Below are 26063 nucleotides of genomic sequence, written 5' to 3' on the forward strand. Positions count from 1 at the left end.
GGCGGCGGGCGGAGCGGACCAGAGGGCCGCATCGACGTCCGCACCCGACTTGTCTCGCGCGTCTCGGGCACACCTAACGTCATCCATTCTGCGGGATGCCGAAGAGGCGCGCGGCCGAGAGATTCCGCCGGTGACGCGCTACGCACGCTACCCCGTTCGCGGGCCTCCGCCCACCTGCCCGTCCCAAGTGGCCCGTATCGCGGACGGCCCGCGTGGCCGAACAGGCCGGACGCGGCGGCCCGTACGCCCCGTGCGACGGCCCGAACCCGAGCCGTACCCGACCCGTGGCCGACCCGTACGCAACCCGTACGCAACCCCGTCCCGTACGCGGTCCCTCGTCGTGCCACGGTTCGCCGGGCGCGCCCGTGGGGCACTATGACGGAGTGGCAGCCGCACGGTCCCCCGTACGATCGCATGATCCCGCCGGGCCGCTCCGCCGAGCGGGCCGGAAGGTCGGGCGCGCCCTGCACCTGCCGTTCACCGGGACCGCGAAGGGCATCCGGAAGGCGACGCACGCGCACGGCGCGGGCGAGTCGGGGCTCGGGAAGCTGATCGAGCTGCACGCCGTGAACGGCGCCGGCGACGTCATGATCACCGTCGCCCTCGCCTCCACGGTGTTCTTCTCCGTGCCGACCGACGAGGCCCGCGGCCGCGTCGCGCTCTACCTCGCCGTCACGATGGCCCCGTTCACCCTCCTCGCCCCGGTGATCGGACCGCTCCTGGACCGGATCCCGCACGGGCGGCGCGCGGCGATGGCGGGCGCGATGCTGACCCGCGCGGTCCTCGCGATCATGATGTCGGGCGCCGTGGCGACCGGCGGTCTGGAGCTGTATCCGGCGGCGCTCGGCGTCCTCGTGGCCTCGAAGGCGTACGGGGTCGTCCGCAGTGCCGTCGTGCCCCGGCTCCTCCCACCGAACTTCTCGCTGGTGAAGGCGAACTCGCGGGTCACCCTGGCGGGGCTGCTCGCGACCGGCATCGCCGCGCCCATCGGGGCGGGGCTCCAGTTGATCGGACCGGGCTGGCCGCTGTACGGGGCGTGCGCCCTGTTCCTTCTCGGCACGTTCTGGGCGCTGCGGATGCCGCCCAAGGTGGACTCCGCGAAGGGCGAGCGGCGGGCGCACCTGCTGACCCACGGCGAGAAGAAGCCGAGCCTGCGGACGGTGGGACCGGCGGTGCTGCACGGCCTGCAGGCGAACTCCGCGCAGCGCATGCTGTCCGGTTTCCTGATCTTCTTCCTGGCGTTCCTGCTGCGCGAGCACCCGCTGTCGGGGCAGAGCGCCGCCGTCTCCCTGGGGATCGTGGGCGTGGCGGCCGGCACGGGGAACGCCTGCGGTACGGCGGCCGGCTCGCTGCTGCGGGACCGCGGCCACGGGCCCGAGGTGATCATCGCCACGATGATCAGCACGGTCTGCGCCACGGCGATCTGCACGGCCGTCTTCTTCGGCGGCCTGATGGTCGCCGTCCTCGTCGCGGTCGCCGGGCTCACCCAGGCCCTGTCGAAGCTGTCCCTGGACGCGCTGATCCAGCGGGACGTGCCGGAGCTGGTGCGGACCTCGGCGTTCGCCCGCTCCGAGACGGCGCTGCAGATGGCGTGGGTGGTGGGCGGCGGGATCGGCATCGCCCTGCCCCTGAACGGCACCCTCGGCATGTCCGTGGCCGCCGGGATCCTGGCCCTGGGCGCGCTCCTGTCGGTCCGCGGCCTGCTGTCGGAGGCCCGCCGCCGCCCGGGCCCGAAGGGCGGCCGGTCCAAGGCGAAGGTGGCCTAGGGGAAGGTGGCCCAGGGGGTGTCCCACGGGCCCGGCCGTGGTCCGGGGGACGGGCCCCGGGGCGTCGTGGACGGCGCCGCGGACCCTCCGTGCGCGATCCCGGACACTCCGTACGAAGCGGTACGCCGTGGCGGCACGCCGTACCCCCGCGTGGCGCGGACGCGGCGGCCCGATAGCCTTCGGCTCATGACCGTTGCGTTCTTCTCCGGCTCGCGCCGCCGGGCCGCCGTCGCCCTCGGGGCCGTCTCCGCCGGGCTCCTCGTACTCTCCGCCTGCGACAAGCCGACTCCGCTCGCGACCCTGACGGTCGGGACCGACTCGGTGCACTCCGAGGCCGCCTGCTACAACGACGGCGACGCCATCAAGGAGTCGCAGATCCAGCAGTGCCTCAACAAGAAGGCCGAGAAGACCATCACGGTCTCCGCGGACGACAAGATCCGCTTCGGGGTCGACCCGGAGATCGCCGACCACGGCTGGACGATCTTCCTCGGCGGCCAGCAGGCCGAGCAGGAGCCGTACAAGAAGACGTACCGGTCCATCCCGGCCAGCGCCTTCTTCTCCCAGTCCCCGACCGGCGAGGCCACCGACAAGACCCAGGTGACCATCGTCGAGAACACCGGCAAGGAGCTGACCGGTATCTGGCACTTCCAGCTGAAGAAGGACTCCTGATCCGCCGGTGGTCCACCGGATCCTGATCGTGACGGCCGTGGCGGCGGAGGCGGACTCCGTCTCCGCCGGCCTCGGCCTCGGCGAACCCGAGCTCCTCGCGCTGCCCGGGGGGCTCACCCTGCGCCGTCACGACGGCCGCCTCGATGTGCTCGTGGGCGGGGTCGGCCCCGCGGCCGTCGCCGCCGCGACCGGGACCGCGCTCGCGTACGGGACGCTGACCGGGGACCCGTACGGGTACGGGCTCGTCGTCTCCGCCGGGATCGCCGGCGGGTTCCAGCCGGCCGCGCCGCTCGGGTCCGTCGTCGTGTCGTCGGCGATCGTCGCCGCCGACCTCGGGGCCGAGACCCCGGACGGGTACCTCGCCGTCGAGGAGCTCGGCTTCGGCCGCTCCGTCCATCCCGTGCCCGAGGCGCTGACCCGGCGGATCACCGCGGCCCTGGAGGCCGCCGGAGGCCCGCCGTACGCCCTCGCTCCGGTCCTCACCGTCTCCACCGTCACCGGCACCGCCGGCCGCGCCGCCGAGCTCGCGGAGCGGCATCCGACGGCCGCCGCCGAGGCGATGGAGGGCTTCGGCGTCGCCGAGGCCGCCGCCCCGTACGGGGTGCCCGTCGTCGAGATCCGCGCCGTGTCGAACGCCGTCGGACCCCGCGACCGCGCCGCCTGGCGCATCGGCGAGGCCCTGGGCGCCCTCCGGCACACCTTCGAGCTGCTCGGCAGCACCGTCTTCGTGGAGGCGCACGCGTGAAACTCAAGATCGCCTACTCGCCCTGCCCGAACGACACCTTCGTCTTCGACGCCTGGGCGCACGGCCGGGTCCCGGGCGCGCCCCGGCTCGACGTGACGTTCGCGGACATCGACGTCACCAACGGCTGGGCGGAGAGCGGCACCGACACGCACGACGTCCTGAAGGTGTCGTACGCGGTGCTGCCGTGGATCCTCGACGAGTACGCCCTGCTGCCCTGCGGCGGCGCCCTGGGCCGGGGCTGCGGGCCGCTCGTCCTCACCCGCGACGCGGGCACGGGCGCCGACCTGGCGGGGAAGACGGTCGCGGTGCCGAGCGAGCGCTCGACCGCGTACCTGCTGTTCCGGCTGTGGGCGGCCGAGAAGGTGCCCGGAGGCGTCGGCGAGGTCGTCGTGATGCCGTTCCACGAGATCATGCCCGCCGTGCGGGACGGGAAGGTCGACGCGGGGCTCGTCATCCACGAGGCCCGCTTCACGTACAAGAACTACGGGCTGCACTGCCTCGCCGACATGGGCGAGCACTGGGAGTCCACGACCGGGCTCCCGATCCCGCTGGGCGCGATCGTCGCCCGCCGCTCGCTGGGCGCCGAGACCCTCGCGCTGCTCGCCGAGTCCGCCCGGGCGTCGGTGCGGATGGCCTGGGACGATCCGGCGGCCTCCCGGCCGTACGTCATGGAGCACGCCCAGGAGATGGACCCGAAGGTGGCCGACCAGCACATCGGTCTCTACGTGAACGAGTTCACGGCCGACCTCGGCGAGCACGGCTACGCGGCGGTCCGCGGGCTGCTCACGCGCGCCGCGGCCGAGGGACTGGTACCGCCCCTCGGCCCGGACGCGCTGCGATTTCCGTAGCGGGGCGCCGGACGGAGTCCGGCAGCCGCCCGAAGCCTGCGAAGCAGTGCGAGGGCGGCCGGAGGATCAGACGTCGAGCTGGTCGGCGACCGCGCGCAGCAGGCCCGCGATCTTCTTGCCGGCCGCCTTCTCCGGGTAGCGGCCGCGCTCCAGCATCGGCGTGATGTTCTCCAGGAGCGTCGTCAGGTCCTGCACGATGGACGCCAGTTCGTCGGGCTTACGGCGCTGCGCCGCGGCGACGGACGGGGTCGGGTCGAGGATCGTGACGGACAGCGCCTGGTCCCCGCGCTGACCGGCGACGACCCCGAACTCCACCCGCTGACCAGGCTTCAGTGCGTCGACTCCGGCAGGGAGCACCGACGAGTGGACGAAGACGTCGCCGCCGTCGTCGCGGGAGAGAAAGCCGAAGCCCTTCTCGCTGTTGAACCATTTGACCTTGCCGGTAGGCACGTCTGTCCTCGTCCTCGTCCTCGTCGATGGGGATGGCAAACGGCGGGTCGTCGGCCGACCCGCCGGCACCAGGCTAATGGTCAGGAAGCCGGTGACAAGACGTCGCCGACGTGTTCCTCCGGCCTGGGAACTACCCTGGCCGGATGCGTAGTGAAACCCCCGCCGTGCCGTCGGACGACCGTGCGCCCGGTGACGGCCTCGTCAAGGCCGGTGTCGTGCTGTTCGCCATCGGCGCGGTCGCGACGCTGGTCACGGTGGCCCCGCTGTTCCTCGGGACGGACCCGTTCCCCACCGTCGCGTACCTCGTGTCGATGCTGATGGGCGTCGGATTCCTGGTCGCCGCCGCCGGGGTGCTGCGGTCGGTCGCGGCCCAGCGGCGGCAGGCCCGTTCCGGCCGGACGGCCTGAGCTCAGGCCAGGTACCCCTCCCACCAGGCACGGAAGTCCGTCAGGTCCGGCAGGACCACGTCCGCGCCGGCCGCCCGGAGCTCCTCGGCGGGGCAGGGGCCGGTCGCGACGGCCACCGAGAGGGCGCCCGCCGTGGCGGCGCCCCGGACGTCGCCGACGTGGTCCCCGACGTACACGGTGGCGCCGTGCGCGCGCAGGGCCTCCGCCTTGCCCTCGGCCCACAGGCCGCCCGCGACCGCGTGGGGCTCGATGCCCAGGTGGGCGAGGTGCAGCTCGACGTGCGGCCCGTTCTTCGCGCTGACGACGATCGTGCGGCCGCCCGCCTCGCGCACGGCCTCGATCGCGTCCCGGGCGCCCGGCATCGGGACCGTGGGCTCGATCGCGTACGAGGGGTAGAGCGCCCGGTAGCGGGCGGTCATCTCGGTGACGTGCTCCGCGGGGAACCAGTGCGCCATCTCCTGCTCCAGGGGCGGCCCGAGGCGGCTCACGACGAGGTCGGCGTCGACCGGGACCCCGACCTCGGCGGAGAAGGCGACCCAGGTCGCCCTGATGCCGGGGCGGGTGTCGAGCAGGGTCAGGTCGAGGTCGAAGCCGACGGTGGGCGGGTTCACGGGCGGTGTCGTGGTCATGGGCCCATTGTCGGGGGCCGCGGGTGCACAGGTGTTCGCACAGGGGCGCTGCTTAAACTGAGGCGAGCCTAACCAAACCTGCACTCCGCCGATGGGTCCCGATGCCAGCCGCTTTCCGAACCAGACGGGTCCTCGCGACCTCGGCGGCCCTCGTCGCCCTGCTCCTCGCCGTCCTCCTCAGCCTCGCCGTGGGCGCCCGCCCCATCGCGCCCTCCACCGTCCTCGACGCCCTGCTGCACGGCGCGACCGGCGACGACGCCGAGGTCGTCCGGCAGCTCCGCGTCCCCCGGACCCTCATCGGGCTGATGGTCGGCGCCGCCCTCGCGCTCGCCGGCACCGCCCTCCAGGGCATCACCCGCAACCCGATCGCCGACCCCGGCATCCTCGGCATCAGCCAGGGCTCCTCGGTCACCGTCGTCCTCGCCATCGCCTTCCTCGGAGTGCACGAGCTCAGCGGCTACGTGTGGTTCGCCTTCGCCGGCGCCGCCCTCGCCTCGGTCGCCGTGTACGCGATCGCCGCCTCCGGACGCGGCGGCGCCACGCCCGTGAAACTGGCGCTCGGCGGAGCCGCGATCAACGCGCTGCTGCTCTCGGTCACCACCGGCGTCCTCACCACCCGGGCCTCGGCGCTCGACGAGTTCCGGTTCTGGCAGATCGGCTCCCTCGACGGCCGCGACACCGAGATCGTCGGCCAGATCTGGCCCTTCCTGCTGCTCGGCGCGGTCCTCGTGCTCTCCGTGGCGCGCGGACTCGACGCGCTCGCGCTCGGCGAGGACGTCGCCAAGGGCCTCGGGCAGCGCGTCGCGACCGTACGGATCGTCGGCGGGCTCGGCGCCACCGTCCTCACCGGCGCGGCCGTCGCCGCCGCCGGGCCCGTCGCCTTCGTCGGCCTCGCCGTCCCCCACATCGCCCGCGCCGTCGTCGGCTCCGACCACCGGTGGGTACTGCCGATGGCCGCCGTCATCGGACCGGTGATGCTGCTCACCGCCGATGTCGCCGGACGGATCGTGTTCCCGCCCGGCGAGGTGCCGGCCGGCGTCATGACCGCGCTGATCGGCGTGCCGTTCCTGGTCACCCTGGTACGGCGGAAGGTGGTGCCCGCGTGAGTACCGTTCAGATCCGCCCCACCGGACACGGGCTTCCGCTCGCCGGGCGGTGCGCATGAGTACGACCACGGCCGTCCGCCCCGCCGGACACGGGCTCGTCCGCGCCGGGCGGGCCTCCTTCCTCGTCCACCGCCGCTCCGCCCTCGTCGCCACGGGCCTGCTGCTGCTCCTGGCCGCGGCCTGCGTCGCGTACCTCTGCGTCGGCGAGAAGTCCGTCTCCCCGGGCGAGGTCGTACGGATCCTCCTCGGAGAGCCGTCGCCGTCCGCGTTCGTCGTCGAGGAGCTGCGCGAGCCGCGGCTCGTCGTCGCGCTCGCCGTCGGCGCCGCGTTCGGCATCGCGGGCGGCCTCATCCAGACCGTGGCCCGCAACCCGCTCGCCAGCCCCGACATCATCGGCATCAGCCAGGGCGCCGGGGCCGTCACCGTCGCCGCGATGACCTTCGGCCTCACCTCGTACACCGTCCTGCCGTACGTCTCCATCGCCGGCGGCATCCTCGCCGCCGCCCTCGTGTACGCCTTCGCCTGGCGCGGCGGGCTGCACGCGACCCGGTTCGTCCTCATCGGCATCGGCATCGCGATCGCGCTGCGGTCCCTCATCACGCTCTTCATGACGAAGGGCGACTACCTCGTCGCCCAGCAGGCCCAGATCTGGATGACCGGCTCCCTCAACGGGCGCGGCTGGGACGAGTCCGCGCCGATCCGCTGGACACTGCTCCTGCTGCTGCCCGCCGTCCTCTGGGCGGCCCGCGCGCAGCGGACCGTGTCCCTCGACGACGACACCGCGACCGCGCTCGGGGCCCGCCTCGGCGGGGTCCGGCTCGGGCTCGTCGCCGTCGGCGTCGTCCTCGCCTCGGTGGCGACCGGCGTCGCCGGGCCCGTCGACTTCGTCGCGCTGCTCGCCCCGCAGATCGCCCGCCGCATGACCCGGACGGCGCAGATCCCGCTGCTCTGCTCCGCGCTCACCGGCGCGGTGATCGTCGTCGTCGCCGACCTCCTCGGCCGGCGGCTCCTCTCCCCCGTCGAACTGCCCGTGGGTGTCCTCACGGCGGCGGTCGGCGCCCCGTACCTGATCTGGCTCATCGTCCGGAGCCGAGCCGTTGGAGGCACAACGTGAGCAGGCTGCAGGCCCGTGGACTCTCCCTCGCGTACGAGGACCGGACCGTCGTCGAGGAACTCGACCTCGCGATCCCCGACGGCAAGGTCACCGTCATCGTCGGCCCCAACGCCTGCGGCAAGTCCACGACGCTCCGGGCGCTCGGACGGCTGCTGAAGCCGGCGGGCGGCGCGGTCCTCCTCGACGGGGAGTCGCTCGCGAAGCTCCCCACCAAGCGGATCGCCCGCTCCATCGGCCTGCTGCCGCAGACGCCCGTCGCGCCCGAGGCCATCACCGTCGCCGACCTCGTCGCCCGCGGCCGCCAGCCGCACCAGGCCTGGTGGAAGCAGTGGTCCGAGGAGGACGAGCGGGCCGTCGCCGACGCCATGGACCGCACGGACGTCGCCGCGCTCGCCGACCGGTCCGTCGACGCGCTCTCGGGCGGGCAGCGGCAGCGGGTGTGGATCGCGATGGCCCTCGCCCAGGAGACCGACCTGCTCCTCCTCGACGAGCCCACCACCTACCTGGACATCTCCCACCAGGTGGAGGTCCTCGACCTGGTCCGCCGCCTCAACCGGCTCCGCGGCCGGACCGTCGTCCTCGTCCTCCACGACCTGAACCAGGCCGCCCGGTACGCCGACCACCTCGTCGCCATGAAGGCGGGGCGGGTGGTCGCGGAGGGCCCGCCGTCGGAGATCGTCACGGCGGAGCTCGTACGGGACGTCTTCGGCCTGTCGTCGGTCGTGGTCCCGGACCCGGTGACGGGCTCACCCCTGGTGGTACCGGGGTCGCCGTGGCACGCGGACCAGCGCCTCCCCGACTGACGACACCCGCGCGCCCCCGCGCCCGACTGGGCGGCGCCCCCGCCCACCCGCCGTGTGGGCAATCGTCCCGCTGGGGCGATGGGGTCCCCCCTGCTCGAGCGAAGCCGAGAGCTTGGGGGAGGGTGGGCACACGGGACGGCGCGCCTGGCCGCGCCCCCGCCTTCCGCGCCTGGACCCACAGCTCAGCGGCGGCGCACAACGTGGTGCGGGTCCAGGCGCGGAAGCCTCTGGCGCCGGCAGGGCGCGGGTCCGTTGTGCCCACCCGTTCCGCCCCTTGCGGAACGCCTGCCCACAACGGCGGGCTCAGTGTTTGCGGGAGCGCCAGAGGAGGAAGAGGGACGACGCGATCGCCGCGCCGCGGAGGACCCACGGCCACGTCTCCCCGATCGCCGCGCCCATCGCCTCACCCCCCGGCGCCACCGCCTCGCCCCAGCGGCCCTGGACCCGGCCCCACAGCCAGACGATCCCGCTCGCGGCCGCGAGGCCGGGGATCACGAGGACCGCGCCCTTGACCTCGCCCGGGGTCAGCCGGCGGGACGCGTACGCGATCAGCCAGCCCGCCGCGAGGGCGACCAGCGAGCCGAAGACGGCGCCGCCGAGCAGCAGCAGCGCGGCGAGCAGGACGAAGGGGTTCGCGAGGCGGGCGCGGGACGGGGCCTCCTCGGCCTCCGGCGCCTCCTCGGGGGCCGCCTCCTCGGCCTTGCGGCGCCGGAGGAGGCCGACCAGGCGGCGCCGCTTCCCCGACGACGGCTCCTCCGCCGCGTCGTCCTCGTCCTCCTCCGGGGGCGGCGGCGTGAACAGGTCGGGGCGCTCGATGCCGCCGACGAAGCCCGGGAAGCCGTCGTCGGCGTCGGGGTCGTCCGTGTCGGGGTCCGTCCGCCACCAGTCCGCCGCGCCGCCGGACCGGCGGCGGACCGGGCCGTCGGGGCCCCGGTCGTCCTGGGCCGGGATCGCGGGGCCCGCCGCGCCGGGGGCGGCCGCACGGGAGCCCCCGGGCGCCGACACGCCCGAAGCCGGGCGCGGGTCGACCCGTGGCCCGTCCGGCCCGGTGCGGGGCTTCGGCAGCGGCCGCTCGCCCGAGGGGCCCGCGCGGTCCACGACCTCGTCCGGGGTCCCCAGGGACCCGAGGATGCCCCGTACCGCCGCCTCGCCCTCCTCGCCGTGCGTGGCGCGCCGCCGGTCGATCTCGTTCCGCAGGCCGGACACCAGCTTCATCCGGTCGCTCGCCGGCAGCTGCCGCTGCTGTGCCAGATCGCCGACCCGGCTCAGATAGTCGTAGACCAGACGGTCGCTCTCGATCCCCACGATGCCCCTCCACGGCCGGTTCGCCCGGTACGGCCCGACGTTAGCGCCTGGACAGCGGCTAACGTGGTCCGGATGGGGATCGGTGAGCTCGACCGGGAGGCGCACGTGCCCGAGGTAACTGGCGCCGGCGCGGCGCCCCGCACGCTCGCGGAGGCGCTCCGCGCGCGGGGCGACGAGGGGCTCGCCGCGCTGCTGCGCGCCCGCCCCGACCTGCTGAGCCCCGTACCGAACGACCTGACGCAGCTGGCGACCCGCGCCGGCACCCGCGGTTCGGTGGTGCGGGCCCTGGAGCGGCTCGACCGCTTCGCCCTCCAGACGGCCGAAGCGCTGGCCGTGGCCCCGGACCCCGCCCCGTACCCCGTGCTCCTCGCGCTGCTCACCGGCGACGAGGGCGGTCCGGAGATCGAGGCGGCGCTGCCGGGCGCGGTGGCGGCGCTGCGCGAGCAGGCGCTGGTGTGGGGCGAGGACGACCGGCTGCGGCTCGTACGGACCGCGCGGGAGCTCCTCGCGCCCTCGGCGCAGCACCCGTCGCCGACCGGGCTCGGGCCGACGGTCGCGGAGGCGACGGCGGGGATGTCGCCGGGCCGCGTGCAGGAGATCATCGCGACGGCGGGGCTGACCGCGACGCACGATCCGGTGTCGGCGGTCGCGGCGCTGACCGAGCTGTTCACGGACCGGGCGCGGATGGGCGCGCTCCTCGACGAGGCGTCGCCGGAGGCCCTGTCCGTCCTGGACCGGCTGGTGTGGGGTCCGCCGTACGGCGAGGTGACGGCGAACCCGGCGCCTCCGGTGCAGTGGCTGCGCGACCGGGGCCTGCTGCTTCCGGTGTCGGCGCGGACGATGGTGCTGCCGCGCGAGGTGGCGCTGCACCTGCGGGGCGGGCGGGCGCACCGGGCGCCGGAGCCGGTGGCGCCGGTGGTGGGGGTGGCGCGCGAGTACCGTCCCCAGGTTGTGGACAGCACGGCGGCCGGGCAGGCGTACGCGACGCTCGCGACGGTCGAGGAGCTGCTGAAGTCCTGGCACCAGGGCGGGCCGCAGGTCCTGCGGGCGGGCGGGATGGCCGTACGGGACCTCAAGCGGACCGCGACGGCCCTGGACGTGACGGAGCAGCTCGCCGCGTTCTGGCTCGAGCTGTGTTTCGGGGCGGGGCTGCTCGCCTCGGACGGCGAGGCGGACGAGCGGTACGCGCCGACGCCCGCGTACGACGACTGGCTCGACCTGCCGCCCGCCGAGCGCTGGGCCCGGCTGGTCGCGCCCTGGCTCATGGCGACCCGGGTCGCGGGCCTGGTGGGCGGCGCGGACGCGAAGGGCCGCACGCTGGCCGCGCTCGGCCCGGACCTGGACCGCGCGCCGGCGCCGGAGGTCCGGCACCGGGTCCTGGAACTCCTCGCGACCCTTCCACCGGGCGCCGCGGCGGATCCCGAGACGCTGTTCGCACGGCTGCGCTGGGAGCGGCCGCTGCGGGGCACGACACAGGCGGGCCCCCCGCGGCCGACGACGGGTACGGGCACGGCCACGCGCGGCGCGGCCGCCTCCGAGGACGCCCCGACCGCCACGCCCGACGCCTCCGTCCCCGACCCCGGCCTCCCCACCGACCTCCGTTCCCGGCTCGCGCGCTGGACGCTCGCCGAGGCCGAGCTGCTCGGGCTCACGGGCAGGGGCGCGCTCGCGGCGCCCGCCCGGGCGCTGCTCAACCTGCCGCTCGCGGAGGCCGCGGCCCCCGCCGACCACGGCGGCCGGGTCGAACTGTCGGTGGCCGCCGGGCGGGCGGCGACGCTGCTCGCGCCACTGCTCCCCGAGGCCGTCGACCACGTCCTGCTCCAGGCGGACCTGACGGCCGTCGCACCGGGGCCGCTGCGGCGGCCGCTCGCCGACGCGCTCGCGGTCCTGGCGGACGTGGAATCGAAGGGTGGTGCGACGGTCTACCGGTTCACGCCCGGTTCCGTACGGCGCGCGCTGGACTCCGGCCGGTCGGCCTCCGACCTGCACGACTTCCTCACGGCGCACTCCCGCACGCCCGTGCCGCAGCCGCTGGCGTACCTGATCGACGACGTGGCGAGGAAGCACGGCCATCTGCGGATCGGGGCGGCCTCCGCGTACGTGCGCTGCGACGACGACACGGTCCTCGGCGAGATCCTGGCCGACAAGCGCTCTGCCGCCCTGGGCCTGCGCCGCCTCGCGCCGACGGTGCTGGCCGCGCAGACGGACCCGGCGTCGCTGCTCGAAGGGCTGCGGTCGATGGGGTACGCCCCGGCCGCCGAGTCCGCGGAGGGCGACGTCCTGATCACCCGCGCCGACGCGTACCGCACCCCGGCCCGTACGGCCCCGGTCCCCGTCCCCGACGGCCCGCCGGCCCCCGACACCACGCTCCTCGGCGCGGCGGTGAAGGCGATCCGGGCGGGCGACCGGGCGGCGACGGCGGTACGGAAGGAGCCGGCGACCCCTGTGACGGCGGCGGGCGGCCTCCCCCGCACCTCGGCCGCCGAGACCCTGGCGACGGTCCAGGCGGCGGCGATGACGGGGTCGGCGGTGTGGATCGGCTACGTGAACGCGGAGGGCACGGCGAGCCAGCGGGTCATCGCCCCGGTCCGCGTGGAGGGCGGCTTCGTGACGGGCTACGACCACACGGCCGACGAGGTCCGCACGTACCCCCTGCACCGCATCACGGGCGTCGCGGAACTGGCGGACGACCAGGTCTAGCGCCCGGGGTTCACCAGGGCGCCCGGGTCGGCCCTCAACGGGAACGGCGCGTCGATCGCCGTCTCCCGCCCGGCCTCGGCCACGAGCCGCTCCGCGCACCGACCGTCCCGCAGTTCGGAGACGACCAGCGCGGGCGCGGGCTCCAGTTCCAGGCGCCAGAGGTGCTCGATGCCGGCCCCGCGCAGTACGGCGGCTTGAGCGGCCGGTCCGTACGACGCCCGGAGCCGCTCGTCTCTCGCCACCACGTGTGGGGCGTCAACGCCTACGGAGCGCCCGTGTGGCACGTGCGGCGCCACGGCGACGGGGGCATGTTCGACACCTACGCCGGGAGCTTCGACGCCGTATGGGAAACGGCCCACCCCGTGGAAGGCTGAGCGCCGTGGCCCGAACCGAGTACTACGACGATCCGCACGCCCCCCAGCCGAACAGCCTGGTGGTCGCAGCCTCTGCCGTCGTCACCGACGAGCGTGGCCACGTACTCCTCCAACGGCGCCGGGACAACGACTTGTGGGCGCTACCGGGCGGGGCCATGGACATGGCCGATTCCCTCCCCGGCACAGCCGTACGGGAAGTCAAAGAGGAAACCGGCCTGGACGTCGAGATCACAGGACTCGTCGGCACGTACACCGACCCCCGTCACGTCATCGCGTACAGCGACGGAGAGGTACGCCGGCAGTTCAACGTCTGCTTCACCGCCCGGGTCGTCAGCGGCACCCTGGCCATCTCGGAAGAGAGCACAGAACTCCGCTTCGTGGCGCCCGAAGAACTCGACCCGCTTCCCATGCACCACACGCAGCGGCTGCGAATCCGGCACTTCCTGGAGCATCGCGCCGCCCCGTACCTGGGGTAGGAGATCACCTGTCGCTCAACCCTGGTGCGCGGCGCCATTGAGGGGCCCGCATGATGGACGCCATGGAGAGCACGGGCGAGAAAATCAAGGTGTGGTTCCGCTTCGTTCCTCGCGAGGGGTGGTTCCCACAGGACACCGAAGGCTTGTGGGCAACGAAGCTCAGCAACGACACGGCCACAGTGAAGAACGTGCCCTTCCTCCAGGACGGAGTGGCCGAGGGCGATGTCGTACGCTTCCGGACCGACTCCGACGGGCTCCACTGGGCAGTCGAGCGGGTCAGCCCCTCTGGCAACTGCACCCTTCGCGTCCTACCCGTCCCCGATGGCCCCTTGGGGCGCAGCCCTCAGGCAGTGCACCAGCGCCTTTCACCGTTTCGGCTGGGGGGCGAAGTCTTCAGCGAGGACTTCCCCATGGTCGCTTTCACCGCGCCGGCCGGAGCGGACTTCGCGGGCATCAAGGCACTCCTAGCACAAGGAGAAGAGGAGGGATGGTGGCACTACGAAGTCGGAAGCGCCACCGACGAGTGGAGGAGCGCCTGAGCTGCGCACCCCGTACTCCAGGCAGCCAAAGGTTCCGCGCAAAGGGCCTGATGAGCCATGCGGGAGTTCTCCCTCCCTGCCGCTCTGGCGGGAAGAGGGGAGGGAGCACCTCCCTGGGGCCACCTCCGGCGACGACACCCCGCCCCTCTCGGACTCTCGATGACGGGATGACGAATGAGGCCCTTGATCTGGTTCTCTCTTGTTTTTCTATGTGCAATCAAAAAAGTAGGGAGAACCGTCACTCCGTCATCGCTCTGCCGCTGAGAGAGCGGCAGGCCGACGCTGCCCCAGGGAGCGCGGTCGGCCCGCCACCAGGGTTTCCCCCAGCGACGGGCCGAGAACAGTGCCCAGGCGGGCTCAGAACAGCTCAAGCGCCTGAGCCGTAGCGCGCTGTATGACCGCCTCGACGTCCTTGCCGTCAGCGTCCGCACGGCGGATCGCCCCGTCTTCCCCGAAGTGCACAGCGAGGCGGGATGTGTCGAGCCTCGGGCCGCCCTTCCGGGACATGCCGACTTCCACGAACGCCCCCGCGTTCAGCAGCAGATCACGCTTGCCCGCCGTGTCCGCGTCCTTCCAGAGCTGTGCGTGAGTCCGGCCGGTCGGGACCGCCTCCATGCCCGCAGGCTTCGCGGTGCGCTGCTTCTCGTTCAGCGAGGCCAGGCGTTCCTCCAGCTTGGCGTACTGCGTCGCGTACCTCGCGGCGCCCTCCTCGCCCTTGAACAGGCCACGGTCGTACCGGTCCTTCTCAAGGTCCTCCAGCGCTTCCCTGGCCTGCCGGATCTGCAAACGGAAGTCCTCGCCCACGTGCTCCACCATGCGCACCACGGGGAACGCGCCGAACTTCTCCAGGAACAGCGCCGTGACGTGCTGTTCCATGCCCTCGCCCGCGATGCTCACGCCGTAACAAGTCAGCTCCGTGCCTGCCTGCCGGGCCTTCAGGCGGCCGATGCACCGATAGCGGATACGACCCTTGGCGACGAAGGTGTACATGCGGTTGTGGCATACCGCGCAATAGGCGATCCCCCGCAGCAGCGCCGTTCCTTCGCGGCGCCGGTCGCCCGGATTGGCTCGCCTGCTCAGCTCGTCCTGCAACGCCTGCCACGTGTCCATGTCCAGGATCGGCGTGCGGTTGACCAGCGGCAGCCCGTCCGTCATCAGGATCGGCTTGCCGTCCTCGATCACCTGCCCCAGCAACTGCGGGTTGCCGAGAAGGCTCCGCAGCGTGGAGGGGTACCACCGCTTGGAGTCGCTGCGCTTGCCCGTGGTCTGCCGCGAGGAGTGGCCGGGCGACGGCTTGTCGGACTCCGTGAGATCCACTGCGATCTTGAGTAGCGAGTCCTGGTTGAGAACCCGTTGCACGATCTCGTGGATCGTCTTCGCTTCGTCGGGGTTGATCTCCAAGATCTTCCCGGCACCGTCGGGGTTGGGGACCACTCGGTAGCCGTAGGGCACCCTGCCGCCCGTGTAGCGACCCTCCCGGCGCAGGTGCTCGTGGGCGCTGGAGACGCGCATGCCGATCGTGTCGGACTCCAGTTCCGCGAAGACCGCGATCACCTTCGCCATCGCGCGGCCCATGGACGACGTGAGGTCCAGGGGCTCGCTGGCGGACGCCAGAGCCACACCCTCCGCCTGGGTGACCTTCATGATCTCGGCGAAGTCCACCGTGGACCGGGCCAAGCGGTCGATCTTGAAGAACACGATCACGTCGAACTCGGAGAGGCGGGACAGGACGCGTCGCAGCCCCGGGCGGTCCAGGCCGCGCGAGTAGCCCGAGACGTCGATGTCCTCTTCCACGGCTATGACCTGCCAACCACGGGCCGCGCACAGTGCCTCACAGGCCGCGCGCTGACGCTCGGGCGAGGTAGAGTTTTCTGTTTCCCGCGAAAGGCGGACATAGATGGCAGCGCGCATTCCCGACGCGTTGGCCGGGACGCCCTTCGGGCGACGGGCACGGGGCATGGCCCTGGCCGTGGCAGGCGCGGATGTGGTGTCTGTCACACGAGGATCCTATCGCTGGAGGTATGTGTGTCCTGCCTGATCGTCCAGAGCGACAAGACGCTGCTCCTGGAGGTCGACCACGAGCTCGCCGAGGCCTGTCGGCGGGCCATCGCGCCGTTCGCGGAGCTGGAGCGGGCGCCGGAGCACATCCACACGTACCGGGTGACGCCGCTGGGGCTGTGGAACGCGCGGGCCGCCGGGCACGACGCCGAGCAGGTCGTCGACGCGCTCGTCGAGTACTCGCGGTACCCCGTGCCGCACGCGCTGCTCGTGGACATCGCCGAGACCATGTCCCGGTACGGGCGGCTCACGCTCTCCAAGCACCCCACGCACGGGCTCGTGCTGACCACGACCGACCGGCCGGTGCTCGAGGAGATCCTGCGCTCGCGGAAGGTGCAGCCGCTCGTCGGGGAGCGGATCGACCCCGACACCGTCGCCGTGCACCCCTCCGAGCGGGGCCAGATCAAGCAGACGCTGCTGAAGCTGGGCTGGCCGGCCGAGGACCTCGCCGGGTACGTGGACGGCGAGGCGCACCGGATCGACCTGGCCGAGGACGGCTGGAGCCTGCGGCCGTACCAGAAGCAGGCCGTCGACGGCTTCTGGCACGGCGGCTCCGGTGTCGTCGTGCTGCCCTGTGGCGCGGGGAAGACGCTGGTCGGGGCCGGAGCGATGGCCCAGGCCAAGGCGACGACCCTGATCCTGGTGACCAACACCGTCTCCGCCCGGCAGTGGAAGCACGAGCTGGTGAAGCGGACCTCGCTGACCGAGGACGAGATCGGCGAGTACTCCGGCACGCGCAAGGAGATCCGGCCGGTCACCATCGCCACCTACCAGGTGCTCACGACGAAGCGGAAGGGGATCTATCCCCACCTGGAGCTCTTCGACTCCCGGGACTGGGGCCTCATCGTCTACGACGAGGTGCACCTGCTGCCGGCGCCGGTCTTCAAGTTCACCGCCGACCTCCAGGCCCGGCGGCGGCTCGGGCTGACCGCGACCCTCGTGCGCGAGGACGGCAAGGAGGCGGACGTCTTCTCGCTGATCGGGCCCAAGCGGTTCGACGCGCCGTGGAAGGAGATCGAGGCGCAGGGGTACATCGCGCCCGCCGACTGCGTCGAGGTCCGGGTGAACCTGACCGACTCGGAGCGGCTCGCGTACGCGACGGCCGAGGCGGAGGAGAAGTACCGCTTCTGCGCGACGACGGCGACGAAGCGGAAGGTGACCGAGGCCCTGGTGAAGAAGTTCGAGGGTCAGCAGATCCTCGTCATCGGGCAGTACATCGACCAGCTGGACGAGCTCGGCGAGCACCTGGACGCGCCGGTCATCAAGGGCGAGACGTCGAACGCGCAGCGGGAGAAGCTCTTCGACGCCTTCCGCAACGGCGAGATCAACGTGCTCGTGGTGTCGAAGGTCGCGAACTTCTCGATCGACCTGCCCGAGGCGACGGTCGCGATCCAGGTGTCCGGCACGTTCGGGTCGCGGCAGGAGGAGGCCCAGCGGCTCGGCCGGGTCCTGCGGCCCAAGGCCGACGGGCATCAGGCGCACTTCTACTCGGTGGTCGCCCGCGACACCATCGACCAGGACTTCGCGGCGCACCGCCAGCGGTTCCTGGCGGAGCAGGGGTACGCGTACCGGATCGTGGACGCGGACGAGCTGCTCGGCTGAGGCACCTGGAGGGCCTCGCACGGGGGCCCTCCACGCCTGTCGTCAGACCGCCGGGTTCAGGACCAGCTTCGCCTTGTTGTTGTCCGCGTTCGGGTCGAACGGGAAGCCCGTGCCGTACGGCGGCTTCAGGGTGATCGCGCCCTTCGCGCCGGTGACGACCGTGTCGACGCGCAGGTCGAAGGGGAACGTCACGGTCTGCTTCTCGGCCACCCAGATCGGCAGCCGGCACACGTAGCGCGGCGCGCCGGTGCGCACCTCGCTCTCCCACCAGCCGCCGTCCGCGGTGCGCGGCTCGCAGGCGTCCGGCACCGTGGTGGCGGTCGCGCCCTGCGGGACCGTGACGTCGACGGAGCCGACCGGGTCGCCGGAGCCGAGGTTGGCGATCCAGGCCGGGCCCCGGTTGCGGAAGGTCACGTCCGCGCGGACGGTCTCGCCGGCGGCGGCGGTGAGCCGCGCGCCGCGCACGGCGAAGTCCGCGGTGTTGGTGACGCCGATCGACGCGACCGTGCCGTTGTTCCCCGGGTCGAGGTCCTCGGCGCCGCCGCGGGCGTTCACGCCGATGTCGATGCGCTCGGACAGCGCGTACGGGGCGGTGGTCGCCTGCAGCGCCGTCGGCAGGGCGAAGGAGCCGCCCGGGGCCACGACGTCGTCGAAGGCGCAGTCGATCTTGGTGAGTGCCTTGATCGTGCCTTCGCCGAGCGGCTCGGCGGTGCACTGCGGGGCGACCGTGCCGAGGTCGAGGCCGCGGGTGACGTAGAGGGTGACCTGGACGCCGTTCGCCGCCTCGTTGCCCCTGTTCACCACGGAGACCGGTACGGGGACGGTGCTGCCCGGGGCGACGCCGGTCACGGGCGCGGCCTGGGTGACGACGAGGTCGGGGCCGGACGCCACGCGGACGGTGGTGGAGCCTCCGAACGCGGTGATCGCGCCGGTGTCGGTGTGGGCCGTGGCCGCGTACGTGATCTGGCCGGTGACGCCCGCCTCGGTGCCGGCGGCGGCGCGCAGCTTCACCTCCACGGGGGCTTCGCCGGTCAGCGGCACCTCGGGGAAGGAGCAGACGTAGGTGATCCCTGCGGGGGCGCAGGTGTCCGGCCAGGTGAGGTCGGCGACGCCGGTCAGTCCGGAGGCGTCGACGGTGAGCTCGCCGTCGGTCACGCGGACGTCGGGGTTGTCGTGGTACAGCCCCAGGCCGAGCGTGACGGTCGGGGCCTCGCCGCCGTCGGTGCCCTTGGGCAGCGCGAGCTCCCAGGGAGACACGATCCACAGCTGGTCGCTGTCGGCCGCGGCCGGTGCGGCGGTCACGCCGACGGTGACCAGGCCGGCCGCGGTGGCGCACGCGGCGAGCCGCGCGAGACGGCCGAAGGAGGACTTCCTCATGATCTCCTGTGTTCCTCACTGCTTCGGGGGCGAAGCGATGCGCTTCGGGACGGAGCGATGCGCTTCGGGGACGGAGCGATGCGATGAGGAGACCGTCGAGGGCGGCGAACAGTTGCACGCCGGAACGGATTCAGTGGCTCCGGTACGTCGGGTGGGGGTCCCGGACGCCCGCCTCGGCCGGGCCGTGGTCGCCCAGGAGGGCGACCGAGGCCACGGCGCCGCCGAAGGCGCGTATCGCGCGCAGGGCGGTGGTGAGGCGGTGCGGGCGGCGGACGGTGGTCACGAGGGTGAAGGTCGTCGCGGTCATGTCTCCATGATGGAATTCGGACATTGCGGATACATCGGCCTGGGGGTGGAACCCGGGTCCCCCTCGCGTCGGATCCCACCCCTTAGGGGGAAAGTGATTCGCCCCTGCCGACCGCCCGGAGTTAAACTCGTCGGCTTCCCCGCCTCCCGTTCGTGGAGCGCCGCCGCCCGGTCGGAAACCGGCGGCCACCTTGTCGTGTCCGCGTATCCACCTGCCCGGAGGCTGCACCGTGTCCGTGTCCGTGTCCGTGTCCGTGTCCGAATCCGATCCGCTCGCGCGCGAGCGCGCCCATCTGACCTCCTCCCGCGCCGCGCTGCGCGCGATGCGCGAGGACGTCGAGGCGCTCGACATCAAGGACGTCACCGCGAACTGGGTCAACTCCCTGGTGCTGGGGCGGCAGATCGAGGACCGGATCAAGGCGCTCGCCGACCTCGCGGACACCCCGCTGTTCTTCGGGCGGCTCGACTACCTGCACACCACGCAGGAGGGGCAGCGCTTCTACATCGGGCGGCGGCACGTCCACGACGCCGACGGCGACCCCATGGTCATCGACTGGCGTGCGCCGGTCTCGCAGCCGTACTACCAGGCCTCGAAGAAGGACCCGCAGGACGTCGGGCTGCGGCGCCGCTTCGGGTACACGGGCGGTGACCTCACCGCGTACGAGGACGAGCACCTCTCCGACCCGGCGGAGCACGAACAGACCTCGAAGCTGCTCCAGGCGGAGATCGAGCGCCCCCGCGTCGGCCCCATGCGGGACATCGTCGCCACCATCCAGCCGGAGCAGGACGGGATCGTCCGCTCCGACCTGTCGGGGACGGTGTGCGTGCAGGGAGGCCCGGGGACCGGAAAGACGGCCGTCGGTCTGCACCGTGTCGCCTATCTGCTGTACGCGCACCGGGAGCGGCTCGCCCGCACCGGCACCCTGGTCATCGGGCCGAACCGTTCCTTCCTCCACTACATCGAGCAGGTCCTGCCCGCGCTCGGCGAGCTGGAGGTGCAGCAGGCGACGGTCGACGACCTCGTCGCGCACGTCGAGGTGCGGGGCACGGACGAGGCGGCGACGGCGGTCGTGAAGGGCGACGCCCGGATGGCGGAGGTGCTGCGGCGGGCGGTCCGCTCGCACGTGACGCTGCCGACGGAGTCCCTGATGGTGGTGCGCGGCTCCCGGCGCTGGCGGGTCCCGGCGTACGAACTGGAGGAGATGGTACGGGAGTTGCTCGACCGCGACATCCGGTACGGCGCCGCCCGCGAGGCCCTCCCGCAGCGCATCGCGCACGCCGTCCTGGTCCGGATGGAGGAGGCCGGCGAGGCCCCCGACGACCGGGTGCAGAACGCCGTCGCGCGGAACACGGCGGTGAAGGCCGTCGTGAAGGAGTGCTGGCCGCTCGTCGAGCCCGCGAAGCTGGTGCTGCGGCTCCTCGGTGACGCCGACTTCCTCGCCGAGCACGCGGAGGGGCTGCTCACCGAGGACGAGCAGAAGCTGCTGCTGTGGGCGAAGCCCGCGCGGAGCGTGAAGACGGCGAAGTGGTCGGCGGCGGACGCCGTCCTCATCGACGAGGCGCGGGACCTGGTGGAGCGGACGCACTCGCTCGGCCACGTCGTCCTCGACGAGGCGCAGGACCTGTCCCCCATGCAGTACCGGGCGGTGGGCCGGCGCTGCACGACCGGTTCGGCGACGGTCCTGGGCGACCTGGCGCAGGGCACGACGCCGTGGGCGACGGAGAGCTGGGCGCAGGCGCTCGGGCACCTGGGGAAGCCGGAGGCGGTGGTGGAGGAGCTGACCGCCGGTTTCCGCGTGCCGCGCGAGGTGATCGCGTACGCCTCGCGGCTCCTTCCGCACATGTCGCCGGGGCTCGCGGCGGTGGAGTCGGTCCGGGAGAACCCGGGGTCGCTCTCCGTACTCGCCGGCGAGGCGCTCGACGAGGACGTCGTCGCCGCCTGTGTGGAGGCGCTGACGCACGAGGGCTCGATCGGCCTGATCGCCGCCGACGCGCGGATCGCGCCGCTCGCGGAGGCGCTGACGGCGGCGGGTCTGGCGTATCTCTCCCCCGGCGAGGAGACGACGGCCGAGTCGCGCCTCACCCTCGTCCCGGCCTCGCTCGCGAAGGGTCTGGAGTACGACTACGTGGTCCTGGACGAGCCGGCGGCCGTCGTCGACGGCGAACCGGACGAGCGGACCGGCCTGCGGCGGCTGTACGTGGCGCTGACCCGTGCCGTGTCGGGCCTGACGGTCGTTCACTCGGCGCCGCTCCCCGAGCAGCTGGGCGCGCTGTGACCACCCCGCGCGTCGGAGCGCTGCACCACGTCGAGCTGTGGGTGGACGACCTGCAGCGGGCCGAGCGGAGCCTCGGCTGGCTGCTCGGGGCGCTCGGCTACACGCCCTTCCAGTCCTGGGAGGGCGGCCGCAGCTGGGCGCTCGGCTCCTGCTACCTGGTGGTCGAGCAGTCCCCGGCCCGCACGCCGGACCGGCACGACCGCCTCCGGCCGGGCCTCAACCACCTGGCCTTCCACGCGGGCGACCGGTCCGCCGTCGACCGGCTCGCCGCCGACGCACCCACGCACGGCTGGCGGCTGCTGTTCGCCGACCGGCATCCGTACGCGGGCGGCGAGGGCCACTACGCGGCGTACCTGGAGAACGAGGACGGGTTCGAGGTGGAGCTGGTCGCTTCCTAGGAGGCGGCCATTTCCGGGGTGGGGCGGCGGAAGCCTCGGGTGAGGTGGACGAGGTACCCGAGGCCCGCGGCGAGCCAGCAGCATCCGATCGTGAGGGCGGTCGGGGAGAGCTGTGACATCAGGTAGAGCGTGACGCAGGCGCCGAGTGCCGGGACGACGGCGTGGCCGAGGACCTTGCGGGCACCGGTGAGGGTGCGGCGGTTGCGGACGAAGTGGACGATGACGCAGACGTTGACGGCGGTGAAGGCCAGGAACGCGCCGAAGTTGATGAACGAGGTCGCCGTCTCCAGCGAGAGGTCGAGCCCGAGCAGGCACATGGCCCCGGTGGCGAGGACGCAGAGCACGGGGGTCCCGGTGCGCTTGTTCAGGGTGCCGAAGACCCGCTTCGGCAGGACGCCGTCGCGGCCCATCGTGTAGAGCAGACGGCTGGTGCTGAGCTGGACGGCGAGGCCGGAGCCGAAGCCGGCCACGATGCCGGCCAGGTTGGTCCAGTCCGCGAAGGTCTGGCCGCCGACCTGCACGGACATCGTGTAGCCGACGATCTCGGGGGCGTCGAACACCCCTCCCGGGTGGACGAGTTGCATGACGTACGCCACTGCGGCGAAGAGCAGCCCGCCGACGGCGATCACCAGGACGACGGCGCGGGGGATCGTCCTGCGGGCGTCGCGGGTCTCTTCGGAGAGCGTGGTGACGGCGTCGAAGCCGAGGTAGGAGTAGGCGGCGACCGCAGCGGCGGCGGAGACTCCGGCGAGACCGCTGTCGGCGTTCCACAGCGGGCGGGTGTAGGACGCCGGGGCGTGGTGGCCGAGGTGGACCAGGCAGTACGCGGCGAAGAGGACGACGAGGAAGACAGCCACGCCCGTCAGGAGCTTGTTGACGCGGTCGGTGAGGGCGAGGCCGACGACGTTGACGAGGGTGGTCAGGCCGGCGTTGATCAGCATCCAGGCCCAGACGGGGACGGCCGGGAACTGGGCGTTGAGGTAGACCGACTGGACGAGCCAGGCGACCATCGGCAGGAACAGGTAGTCGAGGAGCACCACCCAGCCGACGAGGAAGCCGACCGGCGCGCCGATGGAGCGGCGGGCGTACGAGTACGCGGAGCCGGCGGCGGGGTGGTACCCGGCCATCTTGGCGTAGCTGAGGGCGGTGAGGAGCATCGCGCCGGTGGCGAGGAGGAAGGCGGTCGGCGCGGTGCCGGCGCTGGTGGCGGCGACCACGCCGAAGATGACCATCACCAGGCTGGGCGCCATGTAGGAGATGCCGAAGGCGACCACGGAGGTGAGCGAGAGGCGGCCGCTGAGCCGGGTTGCGTCCTCCGTCATCGCGCCTCGCCTCCCGTCGCAGGAGCGGCGGAGCCCGGTCCGGCGGAGACCGGTACGGCGGAGCCCGGTCCGGCGGAGACCGGTCCGGCGGAGACCGGTACGGCGGAGACCGGTCCGGCGGAGACCGGTACGGCGGAGACCGGTACGGCGGAGACCGGTACGGCGGAGACCGGTACGGCGGAGACCGGTACGGCGGGGTGCAGGGCGGCCGGGGTCTCCGGGGGTGTCGTCGGGCGCCAGGTCGCCGGGTCGATGCGGCCGTTGTAGAGCGGGAGCTCCAGCGGGGTGTCGCCGGGCGTGAAGTGGTCCCAGGGCCAGGAGTCGCCGCCCGTGCCGTACTTCCTGGCCGCCGGGACGCGGTCGAGGTCGACGACGGAGAGGAGCGTGGTGTCCTCCGTGCCGGCCGCGGCGACCTGGATGTGGCCCTCGGGGTCGACGAGGAGGCTCCGGCCCTGGGCGGTCGGGCCCGCGCCGTTCACGCTGGCCACCCAGATCTGGTTGACGACGGCGTTCGCCTGGTTGACCGGTATCTCCTGCGCGCGGCCGGAGGTCGGGGTCTGCACGAGGTTGAGGACGAGCTCGGCGCCCATCCAGGCGAGGTGCCGGGTGACCTCGGGGTACCAGCTGTCGTAGCAGATGGACAGGCCGATCCGGCCGGTGCCGGGCATGTCGAAGACGACGAACTCGCGGCCGGGGGTGACCGGTTCGTAGGGGCGCCAGGTGAAGATCTTGCGGTAGCTCGCGACGAGCTCGCCCCGCGGGTCGTACACGACGGCGGTGTTGTGGACGCGGCCGTCGTCGGCGCGTTCGAGGACGGTGCCGGGGACGAGCCAGATTCCCAGCTCGCGGGCGAGCGCGGAGAGGGCCTTGCCGCGCGGGCCGTCGAGCGGCTCGGCGTGGGCGGCGTAGTACTCCTCGACGCTGTCCAGGGTGTCCACGCCCTCGGAGCAGAGGTGGAGCTCGGGGTAGACGACGAGGTCGGCGGCGTTCGGGGACTTCATCCGCCGCCGCAGCCCCTCGGCGAAACGGTCGAAGGACTCCGCGGGCGCCTGGACGAGGGCCAGGCGTAGGTATCGGCTCATGGGGGGACACGGAACCCGATGCACAACACTGTTGTCAACGATGTTGTCAGTTTTGGTGGAGGGGTCGGGAGGGGCCGTTGTAGGGTCGGTGCCGACCGAGGAGACCCATGGCAAAGAACACGGCGGCGACGGATCCGGCGGAGTCGACCGCGACCGACGGGCGGCAGCCCACCCGCCGGGAGCTCAGGAACCGGCGCCAGGGGGCCGCCGTGGACGCCGCGTTCCGGCTGGCCGGGCAGGAGGGGGCCGCCGGCCTCACCATGCGGCGGCTCGCCCAGGCCCTCGACCTCGACGTGACCGCGCTCTACCGGCTCTTCCGCGACAAGGACGAGCTGCTGCTCGCCCTGTGCGAGCGCACCATCGAGCTCGCGCTGGACGAGATCGGCGAGATCCCCGACGCGGAGCCCTGGCAGGACACCGTGCGCCGGATCGCCGAGGCGACCTGGCAGGTCCAGACCCGCTTCCCGGGGATCACGGCGCTGACCTTCGCCCGTACGACCGGGGGCCCGGCCGAGCGGCGGATGGTGGAGCTGCTGCTCGCCGCGTTCACGCGCTCGGGGCTCGACCCGGCGCGGGCCGCGCTGTTCTACCGGACCTTCGTCGACACCGCGCTCGGACTCTGCGCGCACGCCGCGGCGCTCAGCGCACTGAACCCCGAGATCCGCGCCAAGGACGACACGACCTGGAGCCGGGTGTACGCACGGCTCCCGGAGGCGGACTACCCGGAGACCCGCGCCCACGCGGACGCGCTGACGGCCGTGGGGCAGAAGGCGGTGTACGACACGGCCGTGGAGGCGATCCTCGTGGCGACCGCGCAGGCGGCGGCGATCTAGAGCGCGAACTCGGGCAGCGCCTGCGTCCACGTGCGGTGGGCGACGGTGGCGAGGACGTGGTTCTTCCCGCGGTAGTAGTGCTCGGTCACCACGCCCCAGCACAGGGCCCAGCCGCGGCCGCGGGCCCAGGTGGCGTCGTCGACCTCGGCGGCCTCGCGGAAGAGGGGCCGGGTGTCGGGGGTGAGCAGGGACCAGGCGGCCATGAGGTCGACGGCCGGGTCCCCCGTACCGAGCGCGCCGAAGTCGATGACGGCGTGGAGGCGGCCGTCGCGGGTGAGGAGGTTGCCGGGGAGCAGGTCGCCGTGCTGCCAGACGGGGTCACCCTGCCAGGCCGGGAGCCGGAGCACCGATTCCCAGGCGGCGGTGGCGGCCTCGGCGTCGAGGGTGCCGTCCGCGCCGAGGGCGTTGACGGCGGGCGCCATGGCGCCCTCCTCCCAGTCGGTGACCGGGCCGCCGCGGGACGCGTGGGGTCCGCCGGTCGCGTCGACACCGCGCAGGGCGACGCCGAAGCGGCCCAACTCGACGGCGGCGTGGGCGAGATCGGTGACCGGCGCGTTGTACGCGTCGTCGCCGTCGAGCCAGGCGAACACCGACCAGCCCCGCTCGTACCCCTCCCCGGGCCGACCGTGACCGACGGGCACGGGGACGGGGAGGGTGAGGTGGGGCGCGAGGTGCGGCAGCCAGCGCTGCTCCTTCTCGGCGTGCCCGGCGGCCCAGTCGGCCTTCGGCAGCCGTACGGCGAGGTCGTCCCCGAGCCGGAACATCGCGTTGTCGGTGCCGGCGGAGTTCACCTCCCGTACGGGAAGCCCCGCCCACTCGGGGAACTGGGCGGCGATGAGCCGCTCGACGAGGGCGGTGTCGATGCGGGGGCTGGTCAT

The 26063-nt window shown here is 73.2% G+C and carries 25 protein-coding genes; 15 read left to right on the forward strand and 10 right to left on the reverse strand.

The genetic code is table 11. From position 1 onward, the window contains the following. Positions 1 to 383 precede the first annotated feature (383 nt). From ACF07V_RS04065 to ACF07V_RS04080, 4 genes are all read left to right on the forward strand, one after another. On the forward strand, positions 384 to 1766 hold the full coding sequence (locus ACF07V_RS04065) for an MFS transporter (RefSeq protein ID WP_392151281.1): 1383 nt from the start codon (positions 384 to 386) through the stop codon (positions 1764 to 1766). Between the two features lie 186 nt (positions 1767 to 1952). Next, positions 1953 to 2435: a DUF2771 domain-containing protein gene (locus ACF07V_RS04070; RefSeq protein WP_392151282.1), complete on the forward strand. Its 483-nt coding sequence runs from the start codon at positions 1953 to 1955 to the stop codon at positions 2433 to 2435. A gap of 7 nt (positions 2436 to 2442) precedes the next feature. After that, on the forward strand, positions 2443 to 3180 hold the full coding sequence (locus ACF07V_RS04075) for a futalosine hydrolase (RefSeq protein ID WP_392151283.1): 738 nt from the start codon (positions 2443 to 2445) through the stop codon (positions 3178 to 3180). Further along, a complete protein-coding gene (locus ACF07V_RS04080) occupies positions 3177 to 4028 on the forward strand; it encodes a 1,4-dihydroxy-6-naphthoate synthase (RefSeq protein WP_392151284.1) in 852 nt (283 codons plus the stop codon). The genes ACF07V_RS04075 and ACF07V_RS04080 overlap by 4 nt, the downstream gene beginning before the upstream one ends. A gap of 66 nt (positions 4029 to 4094) precedes the next feature. On the opposite strand, the gene ACF07V_RS04085 is transcribed toward ACF07V_RS04080, so the two are convergent. After that, complete coding sequence (locus tag ACF07V_RS04085) at positions 4095 to 4478, reverse strand: cold-shock protein (RefSeq protein WP_030694234.1); 384 nt, start codon at positions 4476 to 4478, stop codon at positions 4095 to 4097. Positions 4479 to 4621: 143 nt separating this feature from the next. On the opposite strand from ACF07V_RS04085, the gene ACF07V_RS04090 reads away from it, so the two are divergent. Further along, positions 4622 to 4885 carry a hypothetical protein gene (locus tag ACF07V_RS04090; protein ID WP_392151285.1) on the forward strand — a complete coding sequence of 88 codons (264 nt, stop codon included), beginning with the start codon at positions 4622 to 4624 and terminating at the stop codon, positions 4883 to 4885. A 2-nt stretch (positions 4886 to 4887) separates the two neighbouring features. Here ACF07V_RS04090 and ACF07V_RS04095 read toward each other — a convergent pair whose 3' ends face one another. Next, entirely contained in the window at positions 4888 to 5514 is a 627-nt protein-coding gene (locus tag ACF07V_RS04095) for an HAD family hydrolase (RefSeq protein ID WP_392151286.1), read from the reverse strand. Positions 5515 to 5615: 101 nt separating this feature from the next. Between ACF07V_RS04095 and ACF07V_RS04100 the strand changes: the two genes are divergently transcribed. From ACF07V_RS04100 to ACF07V_RS04110, 3 genes are read left to right on the forward strand one after another with little or no spacing between them, the layout of a single operon-like run. Next, a complete protein-coding gene (locus ACF07V_RS04100) occupies positions 5616 to 6620 on the forward strand; it encodes a FecCD family ABC transporter permease (protein WP_392151287.1) in 1005 nt (334 codons plus the stop codon). 55 nt (positions 6621 to 6675) lie between these two features. Next, the gene (locus ACF07V_RS04105) at positions 6676 to 7734 is read left to right on the forward strand and encodes a FecCD family ABC transporter permease (RefSeq protein WP_392151288.1); all 1059 of its coding nucleotides are present in this window, start codon (positions 6676 to 6678) and stop codon (positions 7732 to 7734) included. Continuing rightward, positions 7731 to 8537 (forward strand): ABC transporter ATP-binding protein, encoded by an 807-nt coding sequence (locus ACF07V_RS04110; protein ID WP_392151289.1) that lies wholly within the window; start codon positions 7731 to 7733, stop codon positions 8535 to 8537. The genes ACF07V_RS04105 and ACF07V_RS04110 overlap by 4 nt, the downstream gene beginning before the upstream one ends. Before the next feature lie 303 nt (positions 8538 to 8840). On the opposite strand, the gene ACF07V_RS04115 is transcribed toward ACF07V_RS04110, so the two are convergent. After that, entirely contained in the window at positions 8841 to 9842 is a 1002-nt protein-coding gene (locus tag ACF07V_RS04115) for a hypothetical protein (RefSeq protein ID WP_392151290.1), read from the reverse strand. Between the two features lie 72 nt (positions 9843 to 9914). On the opposite strand from ACF07V_RS04115, the gene ACF07V_RS04120 reads away from it, so the two are divergent. Beyond that, on the forward strand, positions 9915 to 12542 hold the full coding sequence (locus ACF07V_RS04120) for a helicase-associated domain-containing protein (protein ID WP_392151291.1): 2628 nt from the start codon (positions 9915 to 9917) through the stop codon (positions 12540 to 12542). Here the strand turns inward: ACF07V_RS04120 and ACF07V_RS04125 are convergent. Then, positions 12539 to 12787: a hypothetical protein gene (locus ACF07V_RS04125; RefSeq protein ID WP_392151292.1), complete on the reverse strand. Its 249-nt coding sequence runs from the start codon at positions 12785 to 12787 to the stop codon at positions 12539 to 12541. The genes ACF07V_RS04120 and ACF07V_RS04125 overlap by 4 nt on opposite strands. A 134-nt stretch (positions 12788 to 12921) precedes the next feature. On the opposite strand from ACF07V_RS04125, the gene ACF07V_RS04130 reads away from it, so the two are divergent. Both ACF07V_RS04130 and ACF07V_RS04135 read left to right on the forward strand, forming a co-directional pair. Further along, a complete protein-coding gene (locus tag ACF07V_RS04130; RefSeq protein WP_392151293.1) occupies positions 12922 to 13392 on the forward strand; it encodes an NUDIX domain-containing protein in 471 nt (156 codons plus the stop codon). Between the two features lie 50 nt (positions 13393 to 13442). Next, on the forward strand, positions 13443 to 13931 hold the full coding sequence (locus ACF07V_RS04135) for a DUF4265 domain-containing protein (RefSeq protein ID WP_392151294.1): 489 nt from the start codon (positions 13443 to 13445) through the stop codon (positions 13929 to 13931). Between the two features lie 357 nt (positions 13932 to 14288). Here ACF07V_RS04135 and ACF07V_RS04140 read toward each other — a convergent pair whose 3' ends face one another. After that, positions 14289 to 15929, reverse strand: a complete 1641-nt coding sequence (locus tag ACF07V_RS04140; protein ID WP_392151295.1) for a recombinase family protein — start codon at positions 15927 to 15929, stop codon at positions 14289 to 14291. Between the two features lie 27 nt (positions 15930 to 15956). Here ACF07V_RS04140 and ACF07V_RS04145 point away from each other — a divergent pair, with 27 nt between their 5' ends. Then, a complete protein-coding gene (locus ACF07V_RS04145) occupies positions 15957 to 17591 on the forward strand; it encodes a DNA repair helicase XPB (protein ID WP_392151296.1) in 1635 nt (544 codons plus the stop codon). Between the two features lie 42 nt (positions 17592 to 17633). Here ACF07V_RS04145 and ACF07V_RS04150 read toward each other — a convergent pair whose 3' ends face one another. After that, positions 17634 to 18968 carry a CARDB domain-containing protein gene (locus ACF07V_RS04150; protein WP_392151297.1) on the reverse strand — a complete coding sequence of 445 codons (1335 nt, stop codon included), beginning with the start codon at positions 18966 to 18968 and terminating at the stop codon, positions 17634 to 17636. Positions 18969 to 19098: 130 nt separating this feature from the next. Continuing rightward, positions 19099 to 19275, reverse strand: a complete 177-nt coding sequence (locus ACF07V_RS04155; protein WP_392151298.1) for a hypothetical protein — start codon at positions 19273 to 19275, stop codon at positions 19099 to 19101. 229 nt (positions 19276 to 19504) lie between these two features. On the opposite strand from ACF07V_RS04155, the gene ACF07V_RS04160 reads away from it, so the two are divergent. Then, the gene (locus ACF07V_RS04160) at positions 19505 to 21550 is read left to right on the forward strand and encodes a HelD family protein (protein ID WP_392151299.1); all 2046 of its coding nucleotides are present in this window, start codon (positions 19505 to 19507) and stop codon (positions 21548 to 21550) included. Further along, on the forward strand, positions 21547 to 21948 hold the full coding sequence (locus ACF07V_RS04165; RefSeq protein ID WP_392151300.1) for a VOC family protein: 402 nt from the start codon (positions 21547 to 21549) through the stop codon (positions 21946 to 21948). Before ACF07V_RS04160 ends, ACF07V_RS04165 begins: the two co-directional genes overlap by 4 nt. Here the strand turns inward: ACF07V_RS04165 and ACF07V_RS04170 are convergent. Both ACF07V_RS04170 and ACF07V_RS04175 read right to left on the reverse strand, forming a co-directional pair. Then, the gene (locus ACF07V_RS04170) at positions 21945 to 23270 is read right to left on the reverse strand and encodes an APC family permease (protein WP_392151301.1); all 1326 of its coding nucleotides are present in this window, start codon (positions 23268 to 23270) and stop codon (positions 21945 to 21947) included. The genes ACF07V_RS04165 and ACF07V_RS04170 overlap by 4 nt on opposite strands. Then, positions 23267 to 24352, reverse strand: a complete 1086-nt coding sequence (locus tag ACF07V_RS04175; RefSeq protein WP_392151302.1) for a nitrilase-related carbon-nitrogen hydrolase — start codon at positions 24350 to 24352, stop codon at positions 23267 to 23269. Before ACF07V_RS04175 ends, ACF07V_RS04170 begins: the two co-directional genes overlap by 4 nt. Before the next feature lie 107 nt (positions 24353 to 24459). On the opposite strand from ACF07V_RS04175, the gene ACF07V_RS04180 reads away from it, so the two are divergent. Beyond that, positions 24460 to 25185 carry a TetR/AcrR family transcriptional regulator gene (locus ACF07V_RS04180; protein WP_392151303.1) on the forward strand — a complete coding sequence of 242 codons (726 nt, stop codon included), beginning with the start codon at positions 24460 to 24462 and terminating at the stop codon, positions 25183 to 25185. Here the strand turns inward: ACF07V_RS04180 and ACF07V_RS04185 are convergent. Further along, the gene (locus tag ACF07V_RS04185; protein ID WP_392151304.1) at positions 25182 to 26063 is read right to left on the reverse strand and encodes an aminoglycoside phosphotransferase family protein; all 882 of its coding nucleotides are present in this window, start codon (positions 26061 to 26063) and stop codon (positions 25182 to 25184) included. The genes ACF07V_RS04180 and ACF07V_RS04185 overlap by 4 nt on opposite strands.

This window comes from Streptomyces sp. NPDC015661 (assembly GCF_043077765.1).
Lineage (GTDB): Bacteria > Actinomycetota > Actinomycetes > Streptomycetales > Streptomycetaceae > Streptomyces.

Bases quoted from the DNA above. Each gene is read 5' to 3' on its own strand.
- ACF07V_RS04070 (WP_392151282.1), top strand. From the start codon at position 1,953: ATGACCGTTGCGTTCTTCTCCGGCTCGCGCCGCCGGGCCGCCGTCGCC.
- ACF07V_RS04090 (WP_392151285.1), top strand. From the start codon at position 4,622: ATGCGTAGTGAAACCCCCGCCGTGCCGTCGGACGACCGTGCGCCCGGT.
- ACF07V_RS04095 (WP_392151286.1), bottom strand. From the start codon at position 5,514: ATGACCACGACACCGCCCGTGAACCCGCCCACCGTCGGCTTCGACCTC.
- ACF07V_RS04100 (WP_392151287.1), top strand. From the start codon at position 5,616: ATGCCAGCCGCTTTCCGAACCAGACGGGTCCTCGCGACCTCGGCGGCC.
- ACF07V_RS04105 (WP_392151288.1), top strand. From the start codon at position 6,676: ATGAGTACGACCACGGCCGTCCGCCCCGCCGGACACGGGCTCGTCCGC.
- ACF07V_RS04120 (WP_392151291.1), top strand. From the start codon at position 9,915: ATGGGGATCGGTGAGCTCGACCGGGAGGCGCACGTGCCCGAGGTAACT.
- ACF07V_RS04135 (WP_392151294.1), top strand. From the start codon at position 13,443: ATGATGGACGCCATGGAGAGCACGGGCGAGAAAATCAAGGTGTGGTTC.
- ACF07V_RS04150 (WP_392151297.1), bottom strand. From the start codon at position 18,968: ATGAGGAAGTCCTCCTTCGGCCGTCTCGCGCGGCTCGCCGCGTGCGCC.
- ACF07V_RS04155 (WP_392151298.1), bottom strand. From the start codon at position 19,275: ATGACCGCGACGACCTTCACCCTCGTGACCACCGTCCGCCGCCCGCAC.
- ACF07V_RS04170 (WP_392151301.1), bottom strand. From the start codon at position 23,270: ATGACGGAGGACGCAACCCGGCTCAGCGGCCGCCTCTCGCTCACCTCC.
- ACF07V_RS04175 (WP_392151302.1), bottom strand. From the start codon at position 24,352: ATGAGCCGATACCTACGCCTGGCCCTCGTCCAGGCGCCCGCGGAGTCC.
- ACF07V_RS04180 (WP_392151303.1), top strand. From the start codon at position 24,460: ATGGCAAAGAACACGGCGGCGACGGATCCGGCGGAGTCGACCGCGACC.
- ACF07V_RS04185 (WP_392151304.1), bottom strand. From the start codon at position 26,063: ATGACCAGCCCCCGCATCGACACCGCCCTCGTCGAGCGGCTCATCGCC.